Annotated in this window: 21 protein-coding genes; 7 read left to right on the forward strand and 14 right to left on the reverse strand. The window is 67.9% G+C overall.

What is annotated here, in order from left to right; genetic code table 11:
• Positions 1-102 precede the first annotated feature (102 nt).
• Positions 103-1,980 (forward strand): type IV pili methyl-accepting chemotaxis transducer N-terminal domain-containing protein, encoded by a 1,878-nt coding sequence (locus P2869_RS24415; protein ID WP_277598192.1) that lies wholly within the window; start codon positions 103-105, stop codon positions 1,978-1,980.
• Positions 1,977-2,672, forward strand: a complete 696-nt coding sequence (locus tag P2869_RS24420) for a response regulator (protein ID WP_017775778.1) — start codon at positions 1,977-1,979, stop codon at positions 2,670-2,672. Before P2869_RS24415 ends, P2869_RS24420 begins: the two co-directional genes overlap by 4 nt.
• Here P2869_RS24420 and P2869_RS24425 read toward each other — a convergent pair whose 3' ends face one another.
• The 3 genes from P2869_RS24425 to P2869_RS24435 form a co-directional block, all read right to left on the reverse strand.
• A complete protein-coding gene (locus tag P2869_RS24425) occupies positions 2,673-3,707 on the reverse strand; it encodes a 1-phosphofructokinase family hexose kinase (protein WP_277598193.1) in 1,035 nt (344 codons plus the stop codon).
• 5 nt (positions 3,708-3,712) lie between these two features.
• On the reverse strand, positions 3,713-6,136 hold the full coding sequence (ppsA, locus tag P2869_RS24430) for a phosphoenolpyruvate synthase (RefSeq protein ID WP_277598194.1): 2,424 nt from the start codon (positions 6,134-6,136) through the stop codon (positions 3,713-3,715).
• Between the two features lie 120 nt (positions 6,137-6,256).
• Positions 6,257-6,892 (reverse strand): hypothetical protein, encoded by a 636-nt coding sequence (locus P2869_RS24435; RefSeq protein WP_277598195.1) that lies wholly within the window; start codon positions 6,890-6,892, stop codon positions 6,257-6,259.
• Positions 6,893-7,284: 392 nt separating this feature from the next.
• Here P2869_RS24435 and P2869_RS24440 point away from each other — a divergent pair, with 392 nt between their 5' ends.
• Complete coding sequence (locus P2869_RS24440) at positions 7,285-7,632, forward strand: hypothetical protein (protein WP_017775774.1); 348 nt, start codon at positions 7,285-7,287, stop codon at positions 7,630-7,632.
• Between the two features lie 51 nt (positions 7,633-7,683).
• Complete coding sequence (gene phaZ, locus P2869_RS24445; protein ID WP_277598196.1) at positions 7,684-9,054, forward strand: polyhydroxyalkanoate depolymerase; 1,371 nt, start codon at positions 7,684-7,686, stop codon at positions 9,052-9,054.
• Positions 9,055-9,073: 19 nt separating this feature from the next.
• Here phaZ and P2869_RS24450 read toward each other — a convergent pair whose 3' ends face one another.
• The 6 genes from P2869_RS24450 to P2869_RS24475 form a co-directional block, all read right to left on the reverse strand.
• Positions 9,074-9,616: a hypothetical protein gene (locus P2869_RS24450; protein ID WP_277598197.1), complete on the reverse strand. Its 543-nt coding sequence runs from the start codon at positions 9,614-9,616 to the stop codon at positions 9,074-9,076.
• A gap of 183 nt (positions 9,617-9,799) precedes the next feature.
• Positions 9,800-10,051 (reverse strand): hypothetical protein, encoded by a 252-nt coding sequence (locus P2869_RS24455; protein WP_017775770.1) that lies wholly within the window; start codon positions 10,049-10,051, stop codon positions 9,800-9,802.
• Between the two features lie 185 nt (positions 10,052-10,236).
• A complete protein-coding gene (locus P2869_RS24460) occupies positions 10,237-12,084 on the reverse strand; it encodes a PEP/pyruvate-binding domain-containing protein (RefSeq protein WP_277598198.1) in 1,848 nt (615 codons plus the stop codon).
• A complete protein-coding gene (locus tag P2869_RS24465; RefSeq protein WP_277598199.1) occupies positions 12,081-14,144 on the reverse strand; it encodes a phosphate transport regulator in 2,064 nt (687 codons plus the stop codon). Before P2869_RS24465 ends, P2869_RS24460 begins: the two co-directional genes overlap by 4 nt.
• Before the next feature lie 180 nt (positions 14,145-14,324).
• On the reverse strand, positions 14,325-14,786 hold the full coding sequence (locus tag P2869_RS24470; protein ID WP_277598200.1) for a CBS domain-containing protein: 462 nt from the start codon (positions 14,784-14,786) through the stop codon (positions 14,325-14,327).
• Positions 14,787-14,805: 19 nt separating this feature from the next.
• Positions 14,806-15,348 (reverse strand): flavodoxin, encoded by a 543-nt coding sequence (locus P2869_RS24475; RefSeq protein WP_277598201.1) that lies wholly within the window; start codon positions 15,346-15,348, stop codon positions 14,806-14,808.
• Positions 15,349-15,594: 246 nt separating this feature from the next.
• Here P2869_RS24475 and P2869_RS24480 point away from each other — a divergent pair, with 246 nt between their 5' ends.
• On the forward strand, positions 15,595-16,992 hold the full coding sequence (locus tag P2869_RS24480; RefSeq protein WP_126878295.1) for an MBL fold metallo-hydrolase: 1,398 nt from the start codon (positions 15,595-15,597) through the stop codon (positions 16,990-16,992).
• A 299-nt stretch (positions 16,993-17,291) separates the two neighbouring features.
• Here P2869_RS24480 and P2869_RS24485 read toward each other — a convergent pair whose 3' ends face one another.
• The 5 genes from P2869_RS24485 to P2869_RS24505 all read right to left on the reverse strand — a co-directional run bounded on the left by P2869_RS24485 (position 17,292) and on the right by P2869_RS24505 (position 22,253).
• Entirely contained in the window at positions 17,292-17,726 is a 435-nt protein-coding gene (locus P2869_RS24485; protein WP_017775764.1) for an Hsp20/alpha crystallin family protein, read from the reverse strand.
• A gap of 238 nt (positions 17,727-17,964) precedes the next feature.
• Positions 17,965-19,008, reverse strand: coding sequence for a bifunctional enoyl-CoA hydratase/phosphate acetyltransferase (locus P2869_RS24490; RefSeq protein WP_277598202.1), 1,044 nt, complete (start codon positions 19,006-19,008; stop codon positions 17,965-17,967).
• On the reverse strand, positions 19,005-20,933 hold the full coding sequence (locus tag P2869_RS24495) for an alpha/beta fold hydrolase (RefSeq protein ID WP_277598203.1): 1,929 nt from the start codon (positions 20,931-20,933) through the stop codon (positions 19,005-19,007). Before P2869_RS24495 ends, P2869_RS24490 begins: the two co-directional genes overlap by 4 nt.
• Positions 20,930-21,676: a beta-ketoacyl-ACP reductase gene (locus P2869_RS24500; protein ID WP_017775761.1), complete on the reverse strand. Its 747-nt coding sequence runs from the start codon at positions 21,674-21,676 to the stop codon at positions 20,930-20,932. Before P2869_RS24500 ends, P2869_RS24495 begins: the two co-directional genes overlap by 4 nt.
• Complete coding sequence (locus tag P2869_RS24505; protein WP_277598204.1) at positions 21,666-22,253, reverse strand: hypothetical protein; 588 nt, start codon at positions 22,251-22,253, stop codon at positions 21,666-21,668. The genes P2869_RS24500 and P2869_RS24505 overlap by 11 nt, the downstream gene beginning before the upstream one ends.
• Positions 22,254-22,686: 433 nt before the next feature.
• On the opposite strand from P2869_RS24505, the gene P2869_RS24510 reads away from it, so the two are divergent.
• Complete coding sequence (locus tag P2869_RS24510) at positions 22,687-23,526, forward strand: universal stress protein (protein WP_017775759.1); 840 nt, start codon at positions 22,687-22,689, stop codon at positions 23,524-23,526.
• Between the two features lie 6 nt (positions 23,527-23,532).
• Positions 23,533-24,834, forward strand: coding sequence for an acetate/propionate family kinase (locus P2869_RS24515; RefSeq protein ID WP_277598205.1), 1,302 nt, complete (start codon positions 23,533-23,535; stop codon positions 24,832-24,834).

Below are 24,834 nucleotides of genomic sequence, written 5' to 3' on the forward strand. Positions count from 1 at the left end.
CGCGGTATATGGCACCCGCGGTGGCACCCGCGGCACGAGCACAACACCCTGCTGCACCCTGGCACCCCGCCGCACCCAGAAAAGCGCAATAGAAGGACTTCAATGAGCCGGTTTCGTACCCTCTCGGCCAAACTCGGCCTGATCGGCGGCACGCTGCTGCTGGTCGCCCTCTCCTCCATCAGCTTTACGCTGTGGGCGAGCTGGCAGCTCGAAGGCGGCGCCGCGGCCGTCAACGAGGCCGGGCGCATGCGGATGCAAACCTGGCGCATCGCCCAGACGCTCGGCCGCGGCGATGCGGTCCAACTGGCGCAGCAGGTCGCGCAGTTCGACCGCAGCGTCGTACTGCTGCAAAGCGGCGACCCCGCCCGGCCGTTGTTCCTGCCCCACGATGCCCGCTCCACACAAGCCTTTCTCGACGTCCAGCGCGACTGGCAAACGCTGCGCGCGCAATGGACCGGCCCCGCGGCGCCCAGCGCCGCCGAGGCCGCGCGGCAGGCCGAGGCGTTCGTCGAACACATCGACGTGCTGGTGTCTTCGGTGGAAACACGGCTTTCGTCGCTCACCGGCATTCTCAATGCCTTGCAACTCTTCATGGTGGCCTTGACCGTGGCAAGCGCCGTCACGCTGCTCTACTCGGCCTACCTGTTCGTGTTCAATCCGCTCGAACGGCTGCAAACAGGGCTCGCCCGCGCCCGCGAAGGCGACCTCTCGGCGCGCGTTGCCGTGGATTCGAGCGACGAGTTCGGCCAACTCTCCGAGGGCTTCAACCGCATGGCGGAAACGCTGCAAGGGCTCTACCAGAACCTCGAAGTCAAGGTCGAGGAAAAGACGGTGCGCCTTGCCGCCCAGCACGAACGGTTGAGCACGCTCTATCAGGCCACCGCGTTCGCCGCGCACGCCGCGACGCTCGACGAACTGGCCCAGGGCTTCGCCCAGCGCGTGCGGCGCGCGGCCCACGCCGATGCGGCCGCCATCCGCTGGTCCGACGAAGCGAACCGCCGCTATGTGATGCTGGCCTCCGACGGCCTGCCTGCCGAGGTGGCCGCCAACGAGCACTGCGTGATGACGGGCGACTGCCTGTGCGCGCAGCCGCAGGAAGAGGCGCTCACACGCGTCATCCCGATCCACTCCGAAAGCGCCGAAGCGATGCTCGGCCATTGCGAGCGCGCCGGCTACCGGACCGTAGTCAGCGTGCCCGTGCGCTTGCAGGACCGCCTTGTCGGCGAAATGGACCTGTTCTATCAAACCCAGGCCGCCCTCACGGACGAAGACCGCGGCCTGCTCGACACGCTCGCGAACCATCTGGCGGTGGCGATCGAAGGTTTGCGCGCGAGCGCACTGGAGCGCGAAGCCGCGGTGGCCGCGGAACGCGGGCTGCTCGCCCGCGAACTGCACGATTCGATCGCGCAGAGCCTCGCGTTCATGAAGATCCAGATCGCGTTGCTGCGCGCGGCGTTGCGCCGCGACGACGACGCGCAAGTGACGCGCACCGTGGGCGAGCTCGACGCGGGCATTCACGAAAGCCTCTCCGACGTGCGCGAACTGCTCGTGCACTTCCGCACCCGCACGAACGAAGAGGACATCGCGGCCGCGCTGCGCATCACGCTGCAAAAGTTCGAGCATCAGACGGGCCTCGCCACCCATCTTTCGGTGAACGACGACGGCGTGCCGCTGCCCGCCGACGTTCAGGTCCAGGTGCTGCACGTGGTGCAGGAAGCGCTCTCGAACGTGCGCAAGCACGCGCACGCCACGCAGGTGTGGGTGAAGGTCAAGCAGGCGCCGCAGTGGAGCGTCGAAGTCTGCGACGACGGCTGCGGCTTCGCCGCCGAAGAGCACGCCGGCAACCAGACACACGTGGGGCTGCGCATCATGCACGAGCGCGCCGAGCGCGTGGGCGCAACGGTCACGGTGACTTCCGCGCGAGGCGCCGGCACGCGCGTCGTGCTCACCTTGCCCGAACCGCGGAGGCTCGCCGCATGAACACGCCAACCCTGCCGGCCACTACAGCGCGCAAGCCTGCGCGCCTGCTCGTGGTGGACGACCACACGCTCTTTCGCCGCGGCCTGATCGCGCTGCTCGCCTCCGACGAACGCTTCGAGGTGGTGGCCGAAGCCGGCGACGCGGGCGAAGCCTACCGCCGCGCCGCCGATACGCAGCCCGACATCATCCTGCTCGACAATCACCTGCCCGGCGTGAACGGCGTGGATGCGCTCGCGGGCCTCAAGGAAGCGGCGCCGCGCGCCGGCGTGCTGATGCTCACGGTGAGCGAAGACGAACGCGATCTCGCGGCCGCCCTGCGCGGCGGCGCACGCGGTTATCTGCTCAAGACCGTGGACAGCGACGTGATGGCCGATGCCATCGTGCGCGCCGTGGCGGGCGAATCGACGATCAGCCCCGAGATGACGGGCAAGCTCGTGAGCGCGTTCCAGCAGTTGCAGGCTGCGCCCGCAGCGCCCGCGACCGAAGTGGAGCGCGACCCGATCGATACGCTCTCCGCCCGCGAGGCCGAAATTCTTCAGCACATCGCACGCGGCGCCACGAACAAGGAAATCGCGCGCTCGCTGGCGATCGCCGAGACCACGGTGAAGATTCACGTGCAGCACATCCTGCGCAAGCTCAATCTGACCTCGCGCGTGCAGGCGGCGGTGTATGCGGCGGAACGGGCGGCGTAATCAGCCTACCGACGCTCCCCTCTTCGCCATTTCCCCCACCATCCGCGCCACTTCTTCCGCACTGCAAAGCCGCGTGCCCGAGGTGAGCAGCGTGGCGCTGGCCGCTGCAAGCGCGTAGCGGAACGCCTCGTCGAGGCCGGCTTGCCGGTTCAGCGCCCAGACCATCGCGCCCAGAAAGCTGTCGCCCGCGCCGATCGAACTCGAAACCGGTACGTCGAGCGCCGGAGCGCTCAGCGTGCGGTCCTCGCTGACCAGCAGCGCGCCGCGCTCGCCCAGCGTGAGCGCCACCCTCTGCGCGCGGCGTTCGCGCACCAGTTGCCGCGCTGCCTCGCGCCATTCGGGCTCCGTGTCGAGCGGCCGACCCGTGAGTGCGCGCAGTTCGCCCAAGCTCGGCTTGACGAGATACACGCCAGCGTCGAGCGCGGCCGCCAGCGCGGGCCCCGACGTATCGACCACCACGCGCGTGCCCCGTGCCTTTGCTGTTCTGGCGAGTTGCGCCCACGCGTCCGCGGGCAGGCCTGGCGGCAGGCTGCCGCTCAGCACGAGGTAGCGCGGCGGCGGATCGAGCGAAGCCAGATAGTCCGCGCAGGCTTGCCATTCGTGCGCCGTGACCGTGGGCCCCGGCAACACGAAGCGGTACTCGCGGCCCGTCGATGTTTCGCGCACCGAGAAGTTCTCGCGCGTCTCGCCGGCAATCTCGATACACACGCCGCTCACGTGCTCCGCCTCCAGCAGTTCGCGCAGCATCTGCCCCGTTGCGCCGCCCGCAAGGTAGAGCGCGACACAGTTGCCGCTGTTGTCGCCGCTGCCGCCGCTGTCGCCGCTACCACTGGATAGCCGCTGGATCACGCGCGCCACGTTGATGCCACCGCCGCCCGGGTCGCGCTGCGCGTGCGTGCAGCGCATTTTGTGCGACTCCACGAGCCGCTCCACGGAGGTCGCGACATCGACGGCGGGATTCAGCGTGACCGTGAGAATCCCGGGTGTGGGCGATGGGTCTGCGTGGAAGGTGGTCTGCATCGATTGAGGCGTCATTCGCGTCATTGAGTGGTTTTCTTTGAAGCAGCCGATTCAGCGGCCGCCACGCGGCGCTTCACGGCGATGAAGCTGTCCGGACTCACGGAAATCGAATCGATGCCGCAGGCTACGAGGAATTCCGCGAACTCGGGGTGGTCGCTGGGCGCCTGGCCGCAGAGCCCCACCTTCGCGCCGGCCTCGTGCGCCTGCGCGATGACGCTGCCGATCATCCACTTCACCGCTTCGTCCTGCTCGTCGAAGAGGCCGGCCAGGTCCGCCGAATCGCGATCCACGCCGAGCGTGAGCTGCGTCAGGTCGTTGCTGCCGATCGAAAAGCCGTCGAAGCGTTGAGCGAAGGCCTTCGCGAGAATCACGTTCGACGGAATCTCGCACATCACGTAGACCTGCAAGCCGTCCTGGCCGCGCTTGAGTCCGTTTTCGGCCATCACCTGCAACACGCGGTCCGCCTCTTTGGTGGAGCGGCAAAACGGGATCATCACGATCACGTTGGAAAAGCCCATTTCGTTGCGCAGCCGCTCGATGGCACGGCACTCCAGCGCGAAGCCGTCGCGGTAGCGCGGCGAGTAATAGCGCGACGCGCCGCGAAAACCGAGCATCGGGTTTTCTTCGGCGGGCTCGAACTCGGCGCCGCCGATCAAATGCGCGTATTCGTTGGTCTTGAAGTCGCTCATGCGCACGATGACGGGCCGCGGATAATGCGCCGCCGCGATGCGCCCGAGCCCGCGCGCGAGGCGCTCCACGAAGTATTCGGTCTTGTCTTCGTAGCCTTCGGTGAGCGCCGCGATGGTGGCTTTCGCGGCTTCGTCCGTGAGCGTGTCGTAGCGCGCAAGCGCCATCGGATGAATCTTGATGTGGTTGCTCACGACGAACTCCATGCGCGCGAGGCCCACGCCGTCGGCCGGAATGCGCCACCAGCGGAACGCCGCGGCGGGATTCGCGAGGTTCAGCATGATCTTCGTCTGCGTAGCGGGAATGCTGCTGAAGTCGATCTCCTCGACTTCGTATTGCGCGATGCCTTCGTAGACGAAGCCGTCGCTGCCTTCGGCGCACGAGACCGTCACTTCCTGCTCGTCGTGCAGCAGATGCGTGGCGTTGCCCGTGCCGACAATGGCCGGCAAGCCCAGCTCGCGGCTCACGATGGCCGCGTGCGAGGTGCGTCCGCCGTGGTCGGTGATGATGGCCGCCGCGCGGCGCATGATGGGCACCCAATCGGGGTCGGTGGTCTCGGTGACGAGCACGGCGCCGTCCACGAAGCGGTCGATGTCGCGCGGGCTCTCGATCACGCACACCGTGCCTGCCGCCACCGCTTCGCCGATGCTCACGCCCGCCACCAGCTTGCGCCCCGCCTGCGTGATGCGGTAGGTCTTCACGGCGCTCGCCTCGCGCCGCGATTGCACCGTCTCCGGCCGCGCCTGGACGATGAACATCTCGCCCGTCAGGCCGTCTTTGGCCCATTCGATATCCATCGGCTGGCCGTAGTGACCTTCGATGATGCAGGCCCAGCGCGAGAGCGTGAGAATTTCACTGTCGGTCAGCACGAACGCGGCACGCTCGGCCTTCGACGCCGGCACGTTTTTGGTGGGCGCCGTGGCGAGCGGGGAAGAAGTATCGGCCTTCGCGTAGATCATCTTCTGGGCCTTCTCGCCGCGCTTCTTGCCGATGATCGGCATGTGCGCCTCGTCTTCCAGCAGCGGCTTGAACACCTCGTATTCGTCCGGGTCCACCGCCCCCTGCACGACGTTTTCGCCAAGGCCCCACGCGGCGTTGATGAGCACGACCTTGTCGAAGCCGGTTTCGGTGTCGATGGAGAACATCACGCCCGCGCCGCCCACGTCCGAGCGCACCATCTGCTGGATACCCACCGAGAGCGCCACCTTCAGATGGTCGAACCCTTTGGCCTCGCGATAGGCGATGGCGCGGTCCGTAAACAGCGACGCGTAGCAGCGACGGCACGCGTCGAGCAGCGCCCGTTCGCCGCGGATGTTGAGGTAGGTTTCCTGCTGGCCCGCGAAGCTGGCGTCGGGCAGGTCTTCGGCGGTGGCGCTGGAGCGCACGGCGACGTCGAGATCGTCACGATGGGCTCGCGCACACAGTGCGCGGTAGCCGGCGCGAATGGCATCGGCGGTTTGCTGGGGCCATTCGCCGCGCAAAATCGCACGGCGAATGGCGTCGCCCGCCTCCGCAAGGGTGAGCTTGCCTTCGGCGAGTTCGCGCAGCGTGACGGCAAGCGTCTGCCGCAGGCCGTTCGCCTCGACGAAATGCCAGTACGCGCCGGCGGTGGTCGCAAAACCCGGCGGCACCTTCACGCCGCTTGGGGCGAGCGTAGCCACCATTTCGCCAAGCGATGCGTTCTTGCCGCCTACGGTCGGTACGTCGCTGCGCCGCAGATCTTCGAACCAGACGACCTGCGTGGTATGCGTGGCCATGGCGCGCTCCTGTCTTACGAATGTGCAGACAAGCGTGCCATTGCAGGCGGGTCGGGGCTTGACGGGGATCAAAGGTCGGGGCGCGCTGCGGGTGCCCGCGACCTCGCCTCCTCATTCACCTCAGACGCCCGGCTTCCACGGCCAGGAGGGATAGATCGGAGCCTGCCCTTCCGGGCTTTGGCGCTCCACGTTCTGGCCATCTTCACCGGTCCCTTCCATGCTTTCGCGTTTCGACCCCGCGCCGCCCGCGCCTTCCACGCCGCCCGCGCCGTCGTCGGCGGCTTCGGTTTCGCCGCTGTCGGGGGCTTCGTTGGCTTCGTCTTCGCGCTCACCCGTATCCGCTTCATCGAGTGTTTGCGCCGCGGATCCCGATTCGCCCGACGTTTCAGCGCCTATGCCCTCGCCGAACCACGGCACGTCGGCGCGCAGCGTCGAGACATAGGCTTGCCATCCGCGCGGATTGCCCGCGAACAGATGCTCGCGCACCGGCTCAGCCAGCTTCGCGTGATCGAGCGGCAGCGCGAGCAGCGCTTCGGGCCACGTGCGGAACGCCTGCAATGCGCGCGTCACGAACTCGGGACCGCTGATGCGCGGCGAGAGATGTTCGAGCCAGGGCAGCGCTTGCGCGAGGTCGCCTGCGGTACGCCAATGGCTTGCGGACACTGCGCCGGGTTTGCGTTGCGCGATCTGGCTCGCGGCATGCAGCACGCTGCCCAGATGAAGCAGCAGCGCGCGTCGTTCATATGCGTCTTTCATTTGCTCGTTCCTCTTGCATGGAGTCCGCGGGTCGGATGCCGGCAGCGGTATCTCTTTCGTAACCGATGTCGCTGTTGTCGCCTTGCCGGGGCAAGCACCGTCGCAAACCACGCGCCGGCACCCGCAGACGATCGGTTCGAGTCTATCGCAGGCACGTTGCCGCGCGACGAAGGGCGATCGCGCGAGACAGTGCGATCAAAAGCCACGTTGCGGTGTTCGGTATCAACGGCCCTTCTGGTGCTACGGCCTTCTTCTGTCCCTTCCGTTCTTTCTGTCCCTTCAGTCCGCTCTGCCCAATGCGCGGCTTGATACGCATCAAGCCGGACCTTAGCGCGCTATCTAAGCTCTAATCTGACAGGGGTGCCGCTTCGGCGCCCTGTGAGGAGACTGTCATGCAAATCGCTCACCCCTTCCATCTGGAACTGCGCCACGCGACGATTCCGACCTATATCGTCAGCTACGTCTTTCCGGTTCTCTTCGTGCTCTACGAGATATATCGTGTGGGCGAATGGATCGCGATGCAGGGTTTTCACTTCGCCGCCTTCAAGGAAATGGGCTACGAGTATCTGCTGATGCTCACGGCCTTCGCGATCCAGCTTGCCGTGCAGGCCGCGTTCCTCGCGTGGACCTGGCTGGGCCGGCATCCGGACCTGGAACACCGGCTCGGCAATCTCACGTTGGGCCTCCTGGTGTCGGCCGGCGTGCTCGCCTTCGATTACGTGCTCCAGGTGGCGTTCTAGGGACTGACGGGAGACAGGATGTGGTACGCGTGGCTTGAGGCCCAGCGAGGTATGGCACGCACGATGCAGCCGTGGGCACAACCACCCTCGCGCACATCGCGAAATGCGAACGCGCAACGAGAGCCATGCGGCGCATCGGGTGCAGGAAGCGCTTCGCGCGCACCGTCGGATACGCTGCACGACGCACCACCAGCCGAGCCGACGGACGCTTCAGAAGGCATCGACTGGCTCACCGCCGTGGGCTACACGTCACCCGAGCCGCCGCCTTTCGGCATCGAACACGTGATGGTGGACGGCACGCCGGTCGCTGTCGTCGAGGACGTGGTGGCGCGCGTGCCGTTCTGCACGCTGCGCCGCTTCCGTCGCGTGGCGTCCGATGCGGTTGATCCTGACACCGCTTCCGCCGCCCGCGACGACACGGCCAACGCTGCCTCCTCTGCTGCCGCCCCTGCCGTCCCCCGCCACGCCACAGCCGAAGCGCCGCGCGCAGCGTCCGGCTCGCCCGCCGTGTTTCTCTGCCCGCCGCTCGCCGGCCACCATGCGGTCATGCTGCGCGAAACAGTGGAAACGCTGCTGGAACAGCACGACGTCTACGTGCCCGACTGGGCCAACGCGCGCGACGTGCCCGCCGAAGCCGGTCCGTTCGGGCTCGACGACTATGTGCTCACGCTCGAACGCTTCATTCGCGCGGCGGGCGCCGTCCATGTGCTCTCGGTGTGCCAGGCCACCGTGCCCGCGCTCGCCGCCGTGGCGCTGATCGCCGCGGATGCGCAGGCGGGCAACGGTTTTGCGCCGTTGAGCGTGACGCTCATGGGCGGCCCCATCGATGCGAGCCTGCACCCCACGCCCATCGACCGCTTCGCGCACGATCACGAGATCGACTGGTTCAAGCGCCATGTCATCGACGTCGTGCCGCCGCCGTATGCGGGCAAAGGGCGGCGCGTGTATCCGGGCTTCATCCAGCACGCCGCGCTCGTGGCCGCGCATCCGCACCGTTACCTCGAGTTGCAGGCGCATTACTGGGCGAGTTGCATGACCGGCGATCTGGTCGCAATGACGCGCAGGCTGCGCGAATTGAGCGAGTACGCGTCCGTGCTCGACATGACCGAGCGCTATTTCCTCGACACGATTCGCGTGATCTTTCAGGAACGGTTGTTGCCGCACGGCACCTGGCACGTCGCGGGGCGTCGCGTCGCGCTGGGGGCGTTGACGTCGACGGCGCTCTGCACGGTGGAGGGCGACCGCGACGACATCGTAGGCGCGGGACAAACGCACGCGGCTGCGGCGCTGTGCACCGCGATACCCGCAGCGCGGCGCATGCAGCGCACGATTGCGGGCGCGGACCACTACGACCTGTTTCTCGGCCCGCGCTGGCGGGAAGAAGTGCATCCGATGCTGGAGCAGTTCTGGGCGGACCTTTAGTTCGTGCGCTTGAGGCGCGTTATTTCTGCTTCAAGCCCGCTTCCACAAAACTGCGAAACCCTTCGTCGATGCGCCGGATCGCATCCGAGCAGGTTTGATAAAACCATCCCGGCGTGCCGTCGCTGCGATACATGCCGTCGCACATCGCCTTGAGGCGAATGAGCGAGCCGCCGCCATCCGCAGGGGCTTTCGACGCAGCGAGCCACACCTTGCCGAAACCGTGCGGCTGCGCGGTCTCGATCACGTTGGCGTCGGCACGCGTCACGTCCGTTACCGAGTGACTCGCAATGTAGTCCTGGGTGAGCTGCCAGGCGGCATTGCATTGCGCCTCGCTCGCACAGGTCACCGACGCCTGGGCGCGCGCCTGCTGCAACTGGATTTCGTTGCGGCGCAACGCGGTGACGTCCGCGTTACTGGCGCAGGCGGTGAGGCTCGCCAGCGCGGCAGCCAGCGTCAGGGGCCTCAGGTGCCCGAGGTGCATCACGCGCATTGGCCACGCGTGAGGCATCGCGACGCCGCGCCGCAAGGCCATCGCAATCGAGCGGGCGAGAAGAAAACTCATCGCGAAGCCTGGCGCGCAGGCGGCGCGCCGAGCAGGCAGAGCGCGCCGTGCGAAAAACCGGTGAGCCGCAGACGGCGGCAGGACGACGTGCCCGCCCCACGCGGCATGGCGAAACGGAACGTCCGGCTGTCGCGGCGGGCGCGTCTGAGGTGTCGGGTAATCGCGTTCATGGCGGGCTCCCGGTTAGGCGGCCAAAGCGTGTGTTGGTGCGCAACGTGTCGCGAGCAGGTCGCTCGTGGGCGGAAAGACGTTCCACGAGCCGTCGTCGTGACGGAAGAACAGGATGGCGAGCCGGCCCTTCTGCGAACCGTACTCGACGCAGACGTAGCGGCGCCGGCTCGCGCTCAGCCTGCCGTGCGTCACGTGGGCCGAGTGAGCCGTGGACGCTACCCACTTGTTCGCCAGTGCGCGCAGGGAGAGTGCATTGCCGTTCATGGTCCGCTCCTTCATTCGTGCCTTCGCGGCGGGGAATCGGGACATCCCCGTCGCGTGCGCGTCCATGACTACAGTATCGGCAGCAACGGCCAAGGCTTAAATCAGCGCCGGCGGAAATTCACGTAATCGCGAGGCACGGCGTGTAGGCGCGTGCCTACAGAACAGTCGTCCGGCCTGAACCCCGTTCACGCCGACCGCAGCCGCGCCAACCGCGCCCTCAGTTCCGTCAGCGGTTCCGTTACCGTGCGCGTCTCGCCGGCGTAGATCGCGCCTTCGTTGCCGTCCAGCGTCAGCGTGTCGCCTTCATTGAACGTGCGGCCGCCGATCTGCACCGTGTGGGCCGCGTCGTCGATCTGGAGCGCCTCGCAACCGGTCAGGCAAACTTTGCTGAGTTGCCGCGCGACCACCGCGGCGTGCGAGGTGCGGGCACCGCGGCGCGTCAGCAGCCCCGCCGCGGCCTGCAAGGCGACGAGGTCGTGCGTGTCCGCGTCGCGTCGCACGAGAATCACGGGACGCCCCGCGGCGTGCCGCTCGCGCGCCGAGGGTTCGTCGAGCGCGATCTCGCCCGTGGCCACGCCGCTTGTCGCGCTTGCCGCGCGGGCTAGCGGTACCAGCGGCACGAGTGGCACCAGCGGCCCGAGCGGCTGCGCGCCGCCCGCATCGTCACCCTCTGCATGGCGCCCTGCGTTGCACGCCGACACCACGCGCGTGTGCGCGAGAGCAGACTCCGCGATCGCCGCGGTACGCTCGCGCGCGGTGCCTGCGTCGATCAGGCCTTCGTCGAGCAGATCCAGCGCGATCTGCGCCGCCGCTTGCGGCGTGCGCTTGCCGCTGCGCGTCTGCAGCAGGAAGAGGCGCCCGTCCTGCACGGTGAACTCGAAGTCCTGCATGTCGCCGAACGCCTGTTCGAGCCGGCTCGCCGCTTCGCGCAGCGCGTCCCATACGGCCGGCATCACGCGCGCCAGTTCATCGTGGCCGAACGCTTCGCGGCGCCCCGACACCACGTCTTCGCCCTGCGCGTTGAAGAGGAAATCCACCCAGGGCGCCCGCTCGCCGGTGGACGGGTCGCGCGTGAAACCGACGCCCGCGCCCGAACGCCCGCCTCCGTTGCCGAACACCATCGCCTGCACGGTGACGGCGGTGCCCACGTCCTCGCTGATTGCGCACTGGCGCCGGAACGCGGCGGCCTTCTCCGACTGCCAGCTCGCCAGCACGGCGCCGATGGCGCCGGCCAGTTGCGCCTCGGGCGCCTGCGGAAACGGACGACCCGCCGCGCGCTCGTAAGCGGCGAGATACCGCCGCGTGAGCTGGCGCAACTGCGCGAAGTCCAAGGCGTCGCGTTCGTCGCTGCTGCCGCCGGCCATTCCTGCCACGTTGGCGAGCGCGGCGTATTCGTCGGCGAAAACCTGGGGCGAAATACCGTCGATCAACTCGCCGTAGCTCGCCACCAGCCTGCGGTAGGTGTCCCACACCAGCCGCGGATTGCCGGTCTGCCGCAGGAAGCCCGGCACCGTGGCATCGCACAGGCCGATATCGAGCAGCGTGTCGAGCATGCCCGGCATCGAAACCGGCGCGCCCGAGCGCACGGCAACGAGAAGCGGCCTACGCGGGTCGCCGAAACGTTGGCCGCAGGCTTGTTCCACTTGTTGCAGCGGCGGCCCCCACACCGCGCGTTCGACGGCGCGACGGCGGGCGTTGTCGTCGCTGCAATAGCGCGTGCCCAGCACGAAGGCCGGCGGCACCGGCAAGCCGAGCGCCGCCATGCGCGAAAGACCATAAGCCTTGAAACCGATCTGCGCGACGAGCGCGGTGTCGGTGTGCCCGGGTGTGCGAAGGGCCGCGGCGCGTTCGTCGCCCAGTTGCGCGCGTGCATGGCCCGCGGCTTTCAAGCCGCCACGTTGCGGCCCGCCGCAGCCAATCAGATGCACGTCCTCGGGCCACTGGCCGTTGCCGTTGCCGTTGCCGTTGCCCGTGCGTTCATCCGCGACCGCGACGGTCTGTGCTGCGGTTTGCATGATTGTCTGCACGCTCATCGGCGCTCTCCGGTTTGTCCGAACACGACGTCGCGCAAGGCATAGCCCGCGGCGAGCAAGCGGTCCGACGCGAGTTCCAGTGCCTGCGCCAGATCGTTGGCGAGCATCAGCGCGGGCGCGTCGCGCAGGCTTGCGAGCATCGCGCGTCGAGCGTGGCGCAGCAGTTCGTCGCATTGCCGCTCCGAACGCAGCACGTTCCAGGTAGCGGCGAGAAAGGCGTCGCTGTCGGTCATGTCCGCGCCGGCGCCGAGGTCGCGCGCAATGGCGAGCGCCTTGATGTGCTCCTGCATGGCCGAAAGCACCGTGCGCGCCAGTTGCAACAGCGTCTCGCGCACGTCGCCCGTAAAGCCTTGCTGGTGGCCGTCTGCAATCAGGCTCATCAGGAACGCCGCTTCTTCGAGGGCGTCGGCGATGTCGTCGGAAAGTTCGGCCACGCGCGCAAAGGGCTGCCAGCGCGGCTGACGCTGCGCTTCTTCGCGGGCGCGCATGACGAGGTGGTCGGCCTGACGCTCCCAGCGCTTCGCGCGCGCGGCGAGGTCCTGCGCGGCGCTGGCCGGCGCAGATGACGAGCCAGCGCCCGCACCGCCGGCCACCGGCTGCATCACGTCGTGTTCCAGCCCGTCGCTCACGGCCTGTGCCAACGCATGGCAATACGCCGCGTGCTCTTCGAGCAGCTCGAACTCCTCGCTGCGATGCCGCACGCTGCGCGCGAGCAAAAGACGCGTTTCGTCGGCCACGAGCGCAGCGGGCTGCCCCGCAAGCAGCGCCGCGCTCGCGAGCCGCAGCACTTCGACGAGAAACGCCTGCGCGTCTTCGTCGCCCAGCACGGTGTCGAGCCGGTCGCCGATGCGAAACGTGCGGAACGCGCCCTGCCCCACGTCCTGCATGGCTGCGTACACGAGCGCTTCGCCGCCGCATTTGAGCCACGCCATGTGCCCTGCGTCGAGCCGCGCGGCCTCTTTGAGCACCGCGATCGCGCCGGCCTTGCCGACGAACGGCAAGAGCCGCTTGCGCGCGCGATTCCAGTCGATCAAGAACACGATGCGCGAACCGATGCCTTCGAGCGTGGCGTCGAGCGCGGCGTCGTCGGCGCATTCGAACCAGGCGGTGCCGAAGGTGAACGCGTCGCCCTCGTTCAAACGTGCCTCGATCTTCGATTCGAGATTGCCCCAGCGCGCCCCGTACGGCTGCAACAACGACTGGAAGAACTCGAAGCGCACGCGATGCAGGTCCGAATAGCGCAGCGTGACGGTGCGGCCCTCCACCTGCACGACGAGCACGTGCACGTCGTTTTCGCCGATGTCGTTTTGCAGCAGCAGCCGCGTGCCGTCGCGCGTGGCCGCGGTGCCGAGGCCGGGGTGGTCGAAGCGCAGCGGCGCCGTGCGGTTCAGGCCGCGCATGAACGCGGCAATGCGCAGCTTGTCGTCGGGCAGCACCTGCCAGACGTGCGCGCCATCGACGTCTTCGGTCGCGAGCGCTGCGGCCAGCTGGTTGAGCTGGCGGTGCAGGTCCATGACGAGCAGGTGCAGGCTGTCTTCGCTGTCCTGCTGGCTGTCGTGCGGGTTGTGGTGTGGGCCGCCGTGCTGGCTGTCGCGCTCTCCCCTACGTTCGCCGCTTGTGAGCGCATGCAATTGGGCCGTGGTGAGCTGGTCGCCCTCCAGCGCGCCGAGCCATGCGCTCCAGTGCGCGACGCGCGCGCGGAACGCGTTCGCTGCGCTTTCGCGGTCCGGCTCGGTCTCGATCAGCGGGCGCGCCATTGTCGCGAGTTCTTCGGCCAGCCGTTTCACGAGGCGCGGCAGTTCGGGCAGCAGCAACGCGTCGTCCACGCGCGAGGCGGTGGCCGGCAGATTACGCAGCCATGCTGCGTCGGTTTGCGCCGCGGCCATTTCGGCCGAGAAATCGAGCGCCTCGCGCTCGGGATGATCCGCGTGCGAGGCCGCGGCCTGCAACACGCTCAGATAGAGCTTCAGGCGCTCGTTGGCGGCGAGGGCCTGCTGGATCCACGCGGGCAGCAACAGACTGCGCTGCCCCATGGCGTCGACGGCTTCGGTTTTTTGCATGATGCGTGCGTGGCTCGGATCGGAAACGGGTTGGGGGTCACGGCAAAGAGCAGCGCAAAAAGCAGAAAGCGATACAGGCGCGAACGCATGAGCGGGCGCCGGCAAAAAACGACCCGCCGGAGCGGGTCTTTCTTCAGGGCGCAGAAATAGCGTTCACATAAACAGGTTCACAGGCGGCACTCACATCGGCAACGGCGTTTGCACGCTCGCCGTGCGCTCGCGGTTCTGCTCGTGGCGCACGATGCTGGCAAGCAGCGTCCAGTCGCGGCCCAGCGCTTCCACCACGTCGTCGAGCGACAGCACGCCCACGATGCTCGCGCCCTCGCGCGTCACCGCGAGCCGCCGCACGCCCTGGCTCGCCATGGTCTGCATCGCGTCGGCAAGGTCGGCCTTTTCGTCGATCGTCGCGACGCGCGGCGTCATCACCTCGCCCACGAGCGTGTCCGTAGGCGATGTGCCTTTGGCAACGGACTCGATCACGATGTCGCGATCCGTCACGATGCCCACGATGCGATCGCCCGCCGGGTCGGTCACGATGAGCGCGCCCACGTGCTGCGCGCGCATCTGTGTGGCTGCTTCCTGAAGGTTGCACGACATGGGGATGTGAACCGTCCCCTCGCTGTGGCATTCCTCGACTTTCATGAGCGTTCTCCTCAGTTCGTCACAAGGTCCATTCGACCGTGTCGAGCACGGTCAGGCGCTGGCCGATGCGCTGGGCGAATTCCGCGATCAGCCGTAGGTCTTTGCCGGCATGCAGGTCGCTTGCCGTCACTTCGCACTGCGCGACGGGCGGCTTGCCCGCGAGTACACGCATCTGGTCGAGCGCGTTCGCCGCGCCGCTGCCGCCCAGGCTGCAGAAGAACGCCACGTGCTTCAGCGACGCGCGGTGCGCCACGAGCCACGCGCGCACCGGCGAACTCACGCTGCGCGCCCAGACGGGCGAGCCGACGATCACGACGTCGTAGGCGGCCGGATCGTGCACGGGCGGCTCGATGGCGGCGGGCCGCTGCCGCACCGCTTCAATGAGCGAGCGCAGATAGCCGCGTGCACCCTTACGTGCACCGTTACGCTCCGCATCCGGGTCAGCACCGCTTTCGCGAATCGCTTCGAGGTCTGCGTGCAGCATGCCGGCAAGCATGGACGCAAGACGCGCCGTGGTGCCGGAGCGGGAAAAATAGACCACGAGAACTCGGGCAGCCGGCATGGCAGGCCTCCGTGCGGGACGACGGGATTGATTCATTGATGTGGAAGACGGCGGTCTGGCGCGCCGGCGATGCATGTCCGGCGAAACCACATGCGCACAGGATAGAAAGCGCCAGCCCGCGTTTCATGATCCATATCAAGCGCCCATCGGACCCTCGCGAGTGCAATGAGGCAGGCGGCGTTTTTCCGACAGGCGCACCAGCAAGCGCAACAGAAATGCGACCGCGCATTCCCCTATGGACCTGCTATGAAACTCACTTTTCTCGGCGCAACCGAAACTGTCACCGGATCGAAATATCTGCTCGAAGCGGGCGGACTGCGCATTCTCATCGACTGCGGGCTGTTTCAGGGCACGAAGAACCTGCGGCTGCGCAACTGGGGCGAGCTGCCGGTGCCGGTGGATTCGCTCGATGCCGTGATCCTCACGCACGCGCATATCGACCACAGCGGCTACCTGCCCGTGCTCGCGCGCAACGGCTACCGCGGGCCGGTGTATTGCACGCCGGGCACGCTCGATCTCTGCGAGGTCATGCTGCGCGACAGCGCAAGGCTTCAGGAAGAAGAGGCCGAATTCGCGAACCGGCATGGCTATTCGAAGCACCATCCCGCCTTGCCGCTCTATACGGTGGACGACGCGGAGCGCGTGTTGCGCCAGTTCGTGCCGCGCGATTTCGACGTGCCCACGCCGCTCAACGAGCGCGTCGCGTTCCGGCTGCTGCCCGCGGGCCACATTCTGGGCGCCGCGAGCGTGGTGCTGTGCTGCGGCCACAAGCTCATCGCGTTCTCGGGCGACCTGGGGCGTCCGAACGATCCGATCATGCGGGCACCCGCCCCGCCCGTGCACGCGAACTACCTCGTGGTGGAATCGACTTACGGCGACCGTCTGCACGAGCCGGGCGACCCCATCGACGAACTCGAGGCGCTCTTTTCGAAGACCTTCGCGCGCGGCGGTGTCGTGGTCATGCCGTGCTTCGCCGTGGGGCGCGCGCAGGAGATCCTTCACTACATCGCGCAGTTGAAGGTGGCGGGCCGCATGCCGAACGTGCCCGTCTACCTGGACAGCCCGATGGCGACGAGCGTGACGGACATCTACCGCCACCATCTGCGCGACCATCGGCTCACGCTTTCGCAGGCCGAGGCCATCGGCAAGGCGGCGATCATGGTGCGCACGGTGGACCAGTCGAAGGCGATTGGCGAGCATCGCGGGCCGATGGTGATCATCGCGGGCAGCGGCATGGCCACGGGCGGCCGCGTGCTGCATCACCTGAAGGCGTACGCGCCGGACCCGCGCAATACCATCGCGCTCGTCGGCTATCAGGCAGCCGGCACACGCGGCGCGGCGCTCGCGGCGCACGAACCGTCCATCAAGATTCACGGCGAGTACGTGCGCGTGCGCGCCCACGTGGAAACGATCTCGTCGCTCTCCGCCCATGCCGACTACAGCGAGACGCTGGCGTGGCTGGGCCATCTTTCCATTCCGCCCGAGCGCACCTTCGTCACGCACGGCGAGCCCGCGGCCGCGGACGCCCTGCGCCGCCGCATCGAGGAAACGCTGCACTGGCGCTGCGAGGTGCCGACGTGGATGCAATCGGTGGAGTTGCCTGAGCTGCCGGATCACCCCGATGCGGAGCCTTGCAAGGTGTAGGCGCTGACGCTTGCTTACGTGCACGCGGCGGGGAGGCTGTTGCCGGTTGCCGGTTGCCGGTTGCCGGTTGCCGGTTGCCGGTTGGCGGTTGGCGGTTGGCGGTTGGCGGTTGCCTGATACCGCGCGCCGCATGGAAGCTGCCCACGCCCCGACCCGTCGCCACCATCGCGCCGCGCAGAAAAAGAACCGGGCGCATCTGCAACGATGCACCCGGTTTTTCACGCCACTCACGTGGCGTACTTTCCGCTCGTGTCTCGGTGAAGCCGTACTGGGGCCGTACCGAACCCCATGCTAAAGCCTCACTGAATCTCGAGACGCTTGCGCGCCGTGGGTGCCTTCTTCGGCAGCGTCAGCGCGAGCACGCCATCCTTGTACTGCGCGGTGGCGCCGGCTTCGTCCACGTCCGCGGCGAGCGTGAAGGAACGGCTGAACGTGCCCGAATAGCGCTCGCGGCGCACCACGCGCTCGCCTTCCTTCAGTTCCTTGTTGCGCTCCACCTTCGCGTTGATCGACACCAGATTGCCGTCGATCTTCACGTCGATGTCGTTGCGCTCCACGCCCGGCAGTTCGGCCTTCACGGTGTAGGCCTTGTCGTCTTCCGTCACGTCGATCTTCATGGCGGCGAGCTGTTCTTCCTCCGCGGGCGCGATACCGCGCAGCGGCCGGAACAGTCCCTGAAACAGGTCGCTGACAGGTTCGAGCGAAAACGGGTCGTAACGGGTCAGATTGCTCATTGCTTGCTCCTCAAACGTTTTCAGGTCCGGTTGAAAGCGCCCCGTTCGACTCCCGGGTCCGGCGCCCCGGGAGCGGGCCAGTCCGCATGCCACTCGGTCGAAGCGCGTGGCTGCATGCTCTTACTCTAGAACCCGGTGCCCGCATGCCGTTGACGTGTATCAACCGGCTTCGATGGGCGCCGATCAGCGTTGATGCGCGTCGACGGCGCTCGACGTTCCCCGGCATGCCGTGCCGCGTTCAGCCTGCGCCATCGCGTTCGCGCGCGCCCAGAATCGCCGCGAGCGCGCACGACGCGATGCGCCCCGGCACGCTGTCCGCGCGGCTCGTCAACACGATGGGCACGCGCGCGCCCAGCACGATGCCGGCGCTCGCGGCCCCGCCCAGAAACTCCAGCTGCTTCGCGAGCATGTTGCCGGCTTCGATGTCGGGCACGAGCAGGATGTCGGCGCGGCCCGCCACCGGCGAGGTAATGCCCTTCATGCGCGCAGCGACGTCGGAGATCGCGTTGTCGAACGCGAGCGGGCCGTCCACCACGGCGCCCGCCAGTTGCCCACGGTCGGCCATCTTGGCGAGCGCGGCGGCGTCGAGCGTGGAATGCATCTGCGGGTTCACGGTCTCCACCGCGCACAGCACGGCCATGCGCGGTTCTTCCACGCCGAGCGCGTGCGCCAGGCCGATGGCGTTGCGCGCAATCTCGAATTTCTGCGCGAGGTCCGGCGCGATGTTGACGGCGGCGTCCGTGATGATGAACGGGCGCTCGTAGGCGGGCGCATGCAGCAGGAAGCAATGCGAAATGCGCCGGCCCGTCTGCAGGCCCGAGGCCGGCGCCACCACGGCGCCCATCAGCTCGTCGGTGTGCAGGCTGCCTTTCATCAGCGCATGCACCTGGCCGCGCGCGGCCAGCTCCACGGCGTGCTGCGCGGCCGCGTGGCTGTGCGGCACGTCTTCGATCGGAATGCCGCTGAGGTCGATACCTGCCTGCGCGGCTGCGGCTTCCACCTTGCGGCGCGGCGCGACGATCACGGGGTCGATGAAGCCCGCACCCCGCCCCGCGCTCGCTTCCACCAGCGCGGCAAGGCTCGATGCGTCGCACGGATGCACGATCGCCGTGCGCACCGGCCCGCACCGATGCGCCATGGCGAGCAGCGCGGGCATCTCGCCGTTCGCGGCGGGCAAAAGGCCCGGCAGTCCGACCACCAGCGGCTGGGTCACACCGCCCACGGGCACACGCGTGTCGTATTCGAGCGCGGGCTCGCCGTCTGTCTTGAGGATGTCGTTCATGGTTCGAAGATGTAGGTGCCAGGGGCGTCACCGAGTCCGTCCGGCACGGCTCGCGCTTTCACTTGCCCGCTCGACTGCGTGCGCAGCCATTCGGTCCAGCGCGGCCACCAGGAGCCTTCGGTCACGGGCGTTTCGTCGAGGAATTCCTGCCGTCCGCGATACGGGGCGCCGCGCTCGCGCGTGGCGCAGCGGTAGTGGCGCCCGGCGTGCCCCGGCTCGGAAACGATGCCGGCGTTGTGGCCGCCCGCGGTCAGCAGGAACGTGACGGGGTTGTGCGTGAAGAGCAGCAGCTTGTAGACCGAGCGCCACGGCGAAACGTGGTCGCGTTCGGTGCCCACCACGAACGTGGGCCATTCGATGTCGGAGAGCGCCACGTTGCGCCCGTCCACGTGATAGCGGCCTGCGGCGAGGTCGTTGTCCAGAAACAGGCTGTGCAGGTACTCCGTGTGCATGCGGTACGGCAGGCGCGTGGTGTCCGCGTTCCAGGCCATCAGGTCGTTGGGCTTCGAGCGGCGCCCCAGCAGGTATTCGCTCATCATGCGCGACCAGATCAGGTCGCGCGCGTTGAGCAACTGGAACGCGGCGGCCATCTGCGCGCCGTCCAGATAGCCCTGGCGCCACATCAGCGCATCGAGCGCGGCCAGTTCGCTCGCGTCGATGAAGAGGCCGAGTTCGCCCGGCTCTGTGAAATCCGTTTGTGCCGCGAGCAGCGTGACGGAGCGCAGCGCGTCCGTGTGGCCGTCGCGCGCAAGCGTCGCGGCAGCGATGGCGAGCAGCGTGCCGCCAAGGCAATAGCCCACCGCATGCACAGGCTCGCCGCAGCGTTCGCGCACTTGCGCGAGGGCTGCGAGCAGGCCGTCGGAGAGGTAGTCGTTGAGCCCCAGATCGCGCGCTTCCGCGCCCGGATTGCGCCACGAAATCATGAAGACCGTGTAGCCCTGATCGACGAGAAAGCGCACCAGCGAATCGTGCGGCTGCAGGTCGAGGATGTAGTACTTCATGATCCACGACGGCACGATGAACACTGGTTCGCGCGCCACGTGTACCGTGCTGGGCGCGTATTGCAGCAGTTCGCAGAGCGCGTTGCGCCACACCACCTTGCCCGGCGTGATGGCCACGTCGCGGCCCGGCTGGTAGGCCGAGGGGCTGCGCGGACGGCCCGCCACGTGGCTTGCCGCCATGTCTTCGAAGTCCGCGAGCCATTGCTGCGCGCCCGCGACGAAGTTCGCGCCACCGGTCTTCACGGTGGCTTCGAGCACGGCGGGGTTCGTCGCCACGAAATTGCCGGGCGACCAGGCGTCGACCCATTGCCGCGCGCCGAAGCGTGCGAGTTCCTCGTGGTGCCGCTCCACGCCGGGCACGCCCGTGGTGGCGTCTTCCCACCAGCGCTGCATGCCGAGAAACGTGTCGCGATACACGCAGAACGGCCAGAGCGACCAGGCGGGCGCGGCGAAGCGCGGGTCGGGCGTGGCCGGGGCGGCTTGCTCGTTGGGCTGCGGGTGGTGGGTCGTGTCGTTGGGTGCTGCGTGCGCCGCCAGCGCACTGCCCGCGCCCGGCAGCCACGCGTCGCGCCAGGCGCGCAGCGCAAGCTCCAGACATTTCCCCGGCGACGCCGACAGATGCATGCTCCAGTCGAGCCAGGCGAGCGCCATGGAAGCGGGCGAAAGGCCGCCCGTCGTCATGGCGAGCGCGGCATGCGCGGCGCGGTCGAGCGGGTCGTCGCGAGTGGTGGGCGCGGGTAGCCGGTCGGGATGCAGCGTGACCTCGACAGGCTCGATGGCTTGCCCCGAACGATGCGCAGCGTTCCTGCGCGCCTTCGTAACATTCGCGGCCTTCGTGACCTTCGCGGGTTTCGCGGAAGCCGGCTCGTTTTCAGGCGTTTGTGCGTTCGCCGGCGCGGTCGGCTGTGCGTTGGCCTCGGTCATTGCATGTGCATGCCGCCGTTGATGGCGAGATTCGCGCCCGTGATGAAGCTGGCATCGTCCGAGCACAGGAACGCGATGAGCGCCGCCACTTCGTCGGGCTGGCCGAGGCGCCCTACCGGAATCTGCGGCAGGATCTTCGCCTCCAGCACGTCCTTCGGTATGGCTTCCACCATGTGCGTGGCGAGAAAACCGGGCGACACGGTGTTGACCGTCACGCCGTGCTTCGCCACTTCGAGCGCGAGAGACTTCGTGAAGCCGTGAATACCCGCCTTCGCCGCCGAGTAGTTGGTCTGCCCGAACGAGCCGCGCGAGCCGTTCACCGACCCGATGTTCACGATGCGCCCGAAGCGGCGCGTCACCATGCCGGGCAGAAACGGCTTGGTCATGTTGAAGAGCGCGTCGAGGTCGGTGCGAATCACGGTCTCCCAGTCGGTCTTGTTCATCTTCATGAACGTGGAGTCGCGCGTGATGCCGGCGTTGTTGATGAGCACGTCGATCTGGCCGAACTCTTCGAGCACGCGCTGCGCGCAGCGCTCGCAGGAATCGAAGTCGGCGACGTCGGCCTCGTAGGCGTGGAACGTGCGGCCGGCGTCGCGCTCGTGCGTGAGCCAGGTGGACACGTGGTCGTTGGCTTCGGAATGCGACATGGTCACGGTCATGCCCGCGTCGTGAAGCCGTCGGCTGATCGCGGCACCGAGGCCGCCCATGCCGCCCGTCACGAATGCAACGCGTTTAGTCGGCATGGCGGTCTCCTTTCGCGGCGCGCGAACGCGCGGCTGCTGTTTGTCGGGCCGAGGGTTCGGCAGTGGTCGTTGAGTCTGCGGTTTCGGTGCTGGCCGGGGATGAGGCCGATGAGGCCGATGAGGCCGATGCCTGCGCAACCGCATGCGCTACCGACTCAGCCGTGCGCTCGAACGCGGCCATCCAGTCGCGCATGGGCAGCGCGGCGCCGTTGGCGGCGGTGAGCTTGTGCCACTCGCCCGTGCAGGCGCCTTGCCACTGGCGCAGTGCTTCCTGCACGCCGTTGCCGGCCTCGCGCGGCGCCTGCGTGGCGATCTGGATGCCGTCCTGCCAGAGCGACGTGCTCACGCTGAGGTAGTCGCGCACCACGGTGTGGTAGCCCGCCACCATCTCGTTCCAGTCCTGCGCGTGAGCCAGGGCGCCAAGCGCCTGCTGCACGGCGTTGCGGTCACGCTCGACGCGGCGCTGCTGCCATGCGAGCGCCTGCTGTCGCCATTGCTGGCCGAGCGCGAGCATGCGTAGTGCAATGGTCGCGTTGGCCCGGCAGGTTTCCAGCAACGCGTTGTATTCGTTTGCCATGATCCCTTTCCTCGTGTGTCGACGACCCCGCGCGTTCCCATGTTCGGGCGCTCCGGCACGGGTGCGCCAGCCGAGCCCGTTCGATGGGTTCGACCGGTTCAGTCGCGTGAAGCACGCCGCTGCCGGATGGTCGGGTTTCACTGTAGGCGACCGGTCCTCTCGGGCGTTGACCTGTATCAATCCCGCCAGGCGTTCCCTGCTGCGGTGCACCGAAGGCGGCGCTTTCATACGCAGCAAGCGAAGCGGCCCCGCATACGGTGCGTACGGTGCGTACGGCGCATAGGGCACATACGGCACCGGCGCAACACGCCGCGGCATCGGCGCAAGACGGCCGCACTCCTTCGCGCTTGATCTGCATCAACGGGGTACGCGCGGCGCTTTCTAGACTCCATGGCATACCGTCACCCTGGTTCTTTTTTGCGGAGCACGCGCGATGAGCTACAAGAGCATCGTTGTTCACCTCGATACGAGCGAACGGGCGCATCCGCGCCTCGAAATCGCGCTGCGGCTCGCGAGCCAGTTCGGGGCGCATCTCACCGGCCTCTTCGCCACCTTCACGCCCGAGCCGCGCTCGTTCTACGTGATGGCCGGGTCGGCGGACTACTTCATCGAACACGAGCGCAAGCGCACGCAGCACCGCGCGGCGCTGGAGCGGCTCTTTCACGCCGAGATCGCGCGCGCAAAGGTGGAAGGCGAATGGGTTGCCACCACGGAATACGCGAACCTTTCCGTGCCGCGCCGTGCGCGTTATGCGGACCTGATCGTGGCGGGCCAGAACGACCCCAACGACCCGGACTCGTACATCGCCGACCACTTCGCCGAAAACCTCGTGATGACCTGCGGGCGCCCCGTGCTGCTCGTGCCCTACACGGGCGTGTTTCCGTCCATCGGACACCACGCGGTGGTGGCCTGGGACGGCAGCCGCGAAGCCACGCGTGCCATGCACGACGCGCTGCCGCTGCTCGCCCACGCGAAGAAGACCACGGTGCTCACCATCAACGGCACGCGCGGCGAGCCGTCGGGCAGCCGCATTCCGGGCGCGGACGTCGCGCTTGTGCTCGCGCGCCATGGCGTGACCGTGGAGGTCGTGGAGTTCGAGAGTCCGTCGGGTGTGCCGGTGGGCGAAACGCTGCTCTCGCGCGCAGCCGACGCCGGTGCCGACCTCATCGTGATGGGCGGCTACGGCCACGCGCGCTGGCAGGAACTGGTGATGGGCGGCGCCACGCGCACGCTGCTGCGATCCATGACGATGCCCGTGCTGATGTCGCACTGAAGGCGAATGCCGTCGATGCCCACGCCGACACCGATGCCTTCGCCGATGCCTTCGCCCACGCCCGCCGCCATTCTCGTGCTCAACGCGGGTTCGTCCAGCATCAAGTTCGCGCTGTTCGATTGCCCTGCTGACGAGGAACACAGCGAGCGCGCCGCCGAAGGTCCGCCGCGCCGGCCGCGGCGCTCGGGCGAAGTGGAGGGCATCGGCGAGACGCTGCGGATGCGCGTGGACGGTGTCGACGTGCCCATCAAGGCGGGGGCGTCGGACGGCGACCCGTACCGCGCGGCGCTTGCGCCCGTGATCGAATGGGTGCGCACGCAGAACGATCACGTACAGCTTGCCGCCGTTGCACATCGCGTCGTGCATGGCGGTGCGCGCCATACGGCGCCCGTGGTGGTGAACGAAGCCGTGCTCGACGACCTCTGCACGCTCATTCCGCTCGCGCCGCTGCATCAGCCGCACAACATCGGCGCCATCGAGATTCTGATGCGCGCCCTGCCCGGCGTGCCACAGGTCGCCGTGTTCGACACCACGTTCCACCGCACGCTGCCGCGCTGCGAGCAACTGCTGCCGCTGCCGCACGCCATGTTCGACGAAGGCGTGCGGCGCTACGGTTTTCATGGGCTCTCGTACGAGTACCTTTCGGTCGCGCTCAGCGAAGCGTTCGGCGCGCAGGCGCGCGGTCGCGTGGTGGCCGCACATCTGGGCAGCGGCGCGAGCCTCTGCGCGCTGCAGAACCTGCAAAGCGTGGCCACCACGATGGGTTTCTCCGCGCTCGACGGGCTCATGATGAGCACCCGTTGCGGCTCCATCGACCCCGGCGTGCTCTTGCACCTGATCGAAGTGCGCGGGCTGTCGCATCGCGCACTCGGCAGGCTGCTCTACGACGAAGCGGGGCTCAAGGGCGTGTCGGGAACGTCGGGCGATCCGCGCGTGCTGCTCGACGCCGAGAGCCACGACGAACGCGCCCGCGACGCGCTCGCGCTCTACGTGCGCCGTATCGTGCGCGAAACAGGCGCGCTCGTGGCGCTGCTGGGCGGGCTCGACATGCTCGTCTTCACGGCGGGCGTGGGCGAGCATTCGGCGCCCGTGCGCGAGCGCGTGTGCGCGGCGCTGCAGTGGCTCGGCATCGAACTCGATAGCGACGCGAACCGCGCCAACGCCCACGTCATTTCGACGCCGTCGAGCCGCGTCACCGTGGTGGTGGAACCCACCAACGAAGAATGGGTGGCCGCGCAAAGCGCGTGGCAGTTGCTGGGCGACGCCACTCGCCCGGTTGCCTCCGTTTCACGCGACCCCGCCGCTTGA

Source organism: Paraburkholderia sp. SUR17 (genome assembly GCF_029536165.1).
Classification (GTDB): domain Bacteria; phylum Pseudomonadota; class Gammaproteobacteria; order Burkholderiales; family Burkholderiaceae; genus Paraburkholderia; species Paraburkholderia kururiensis.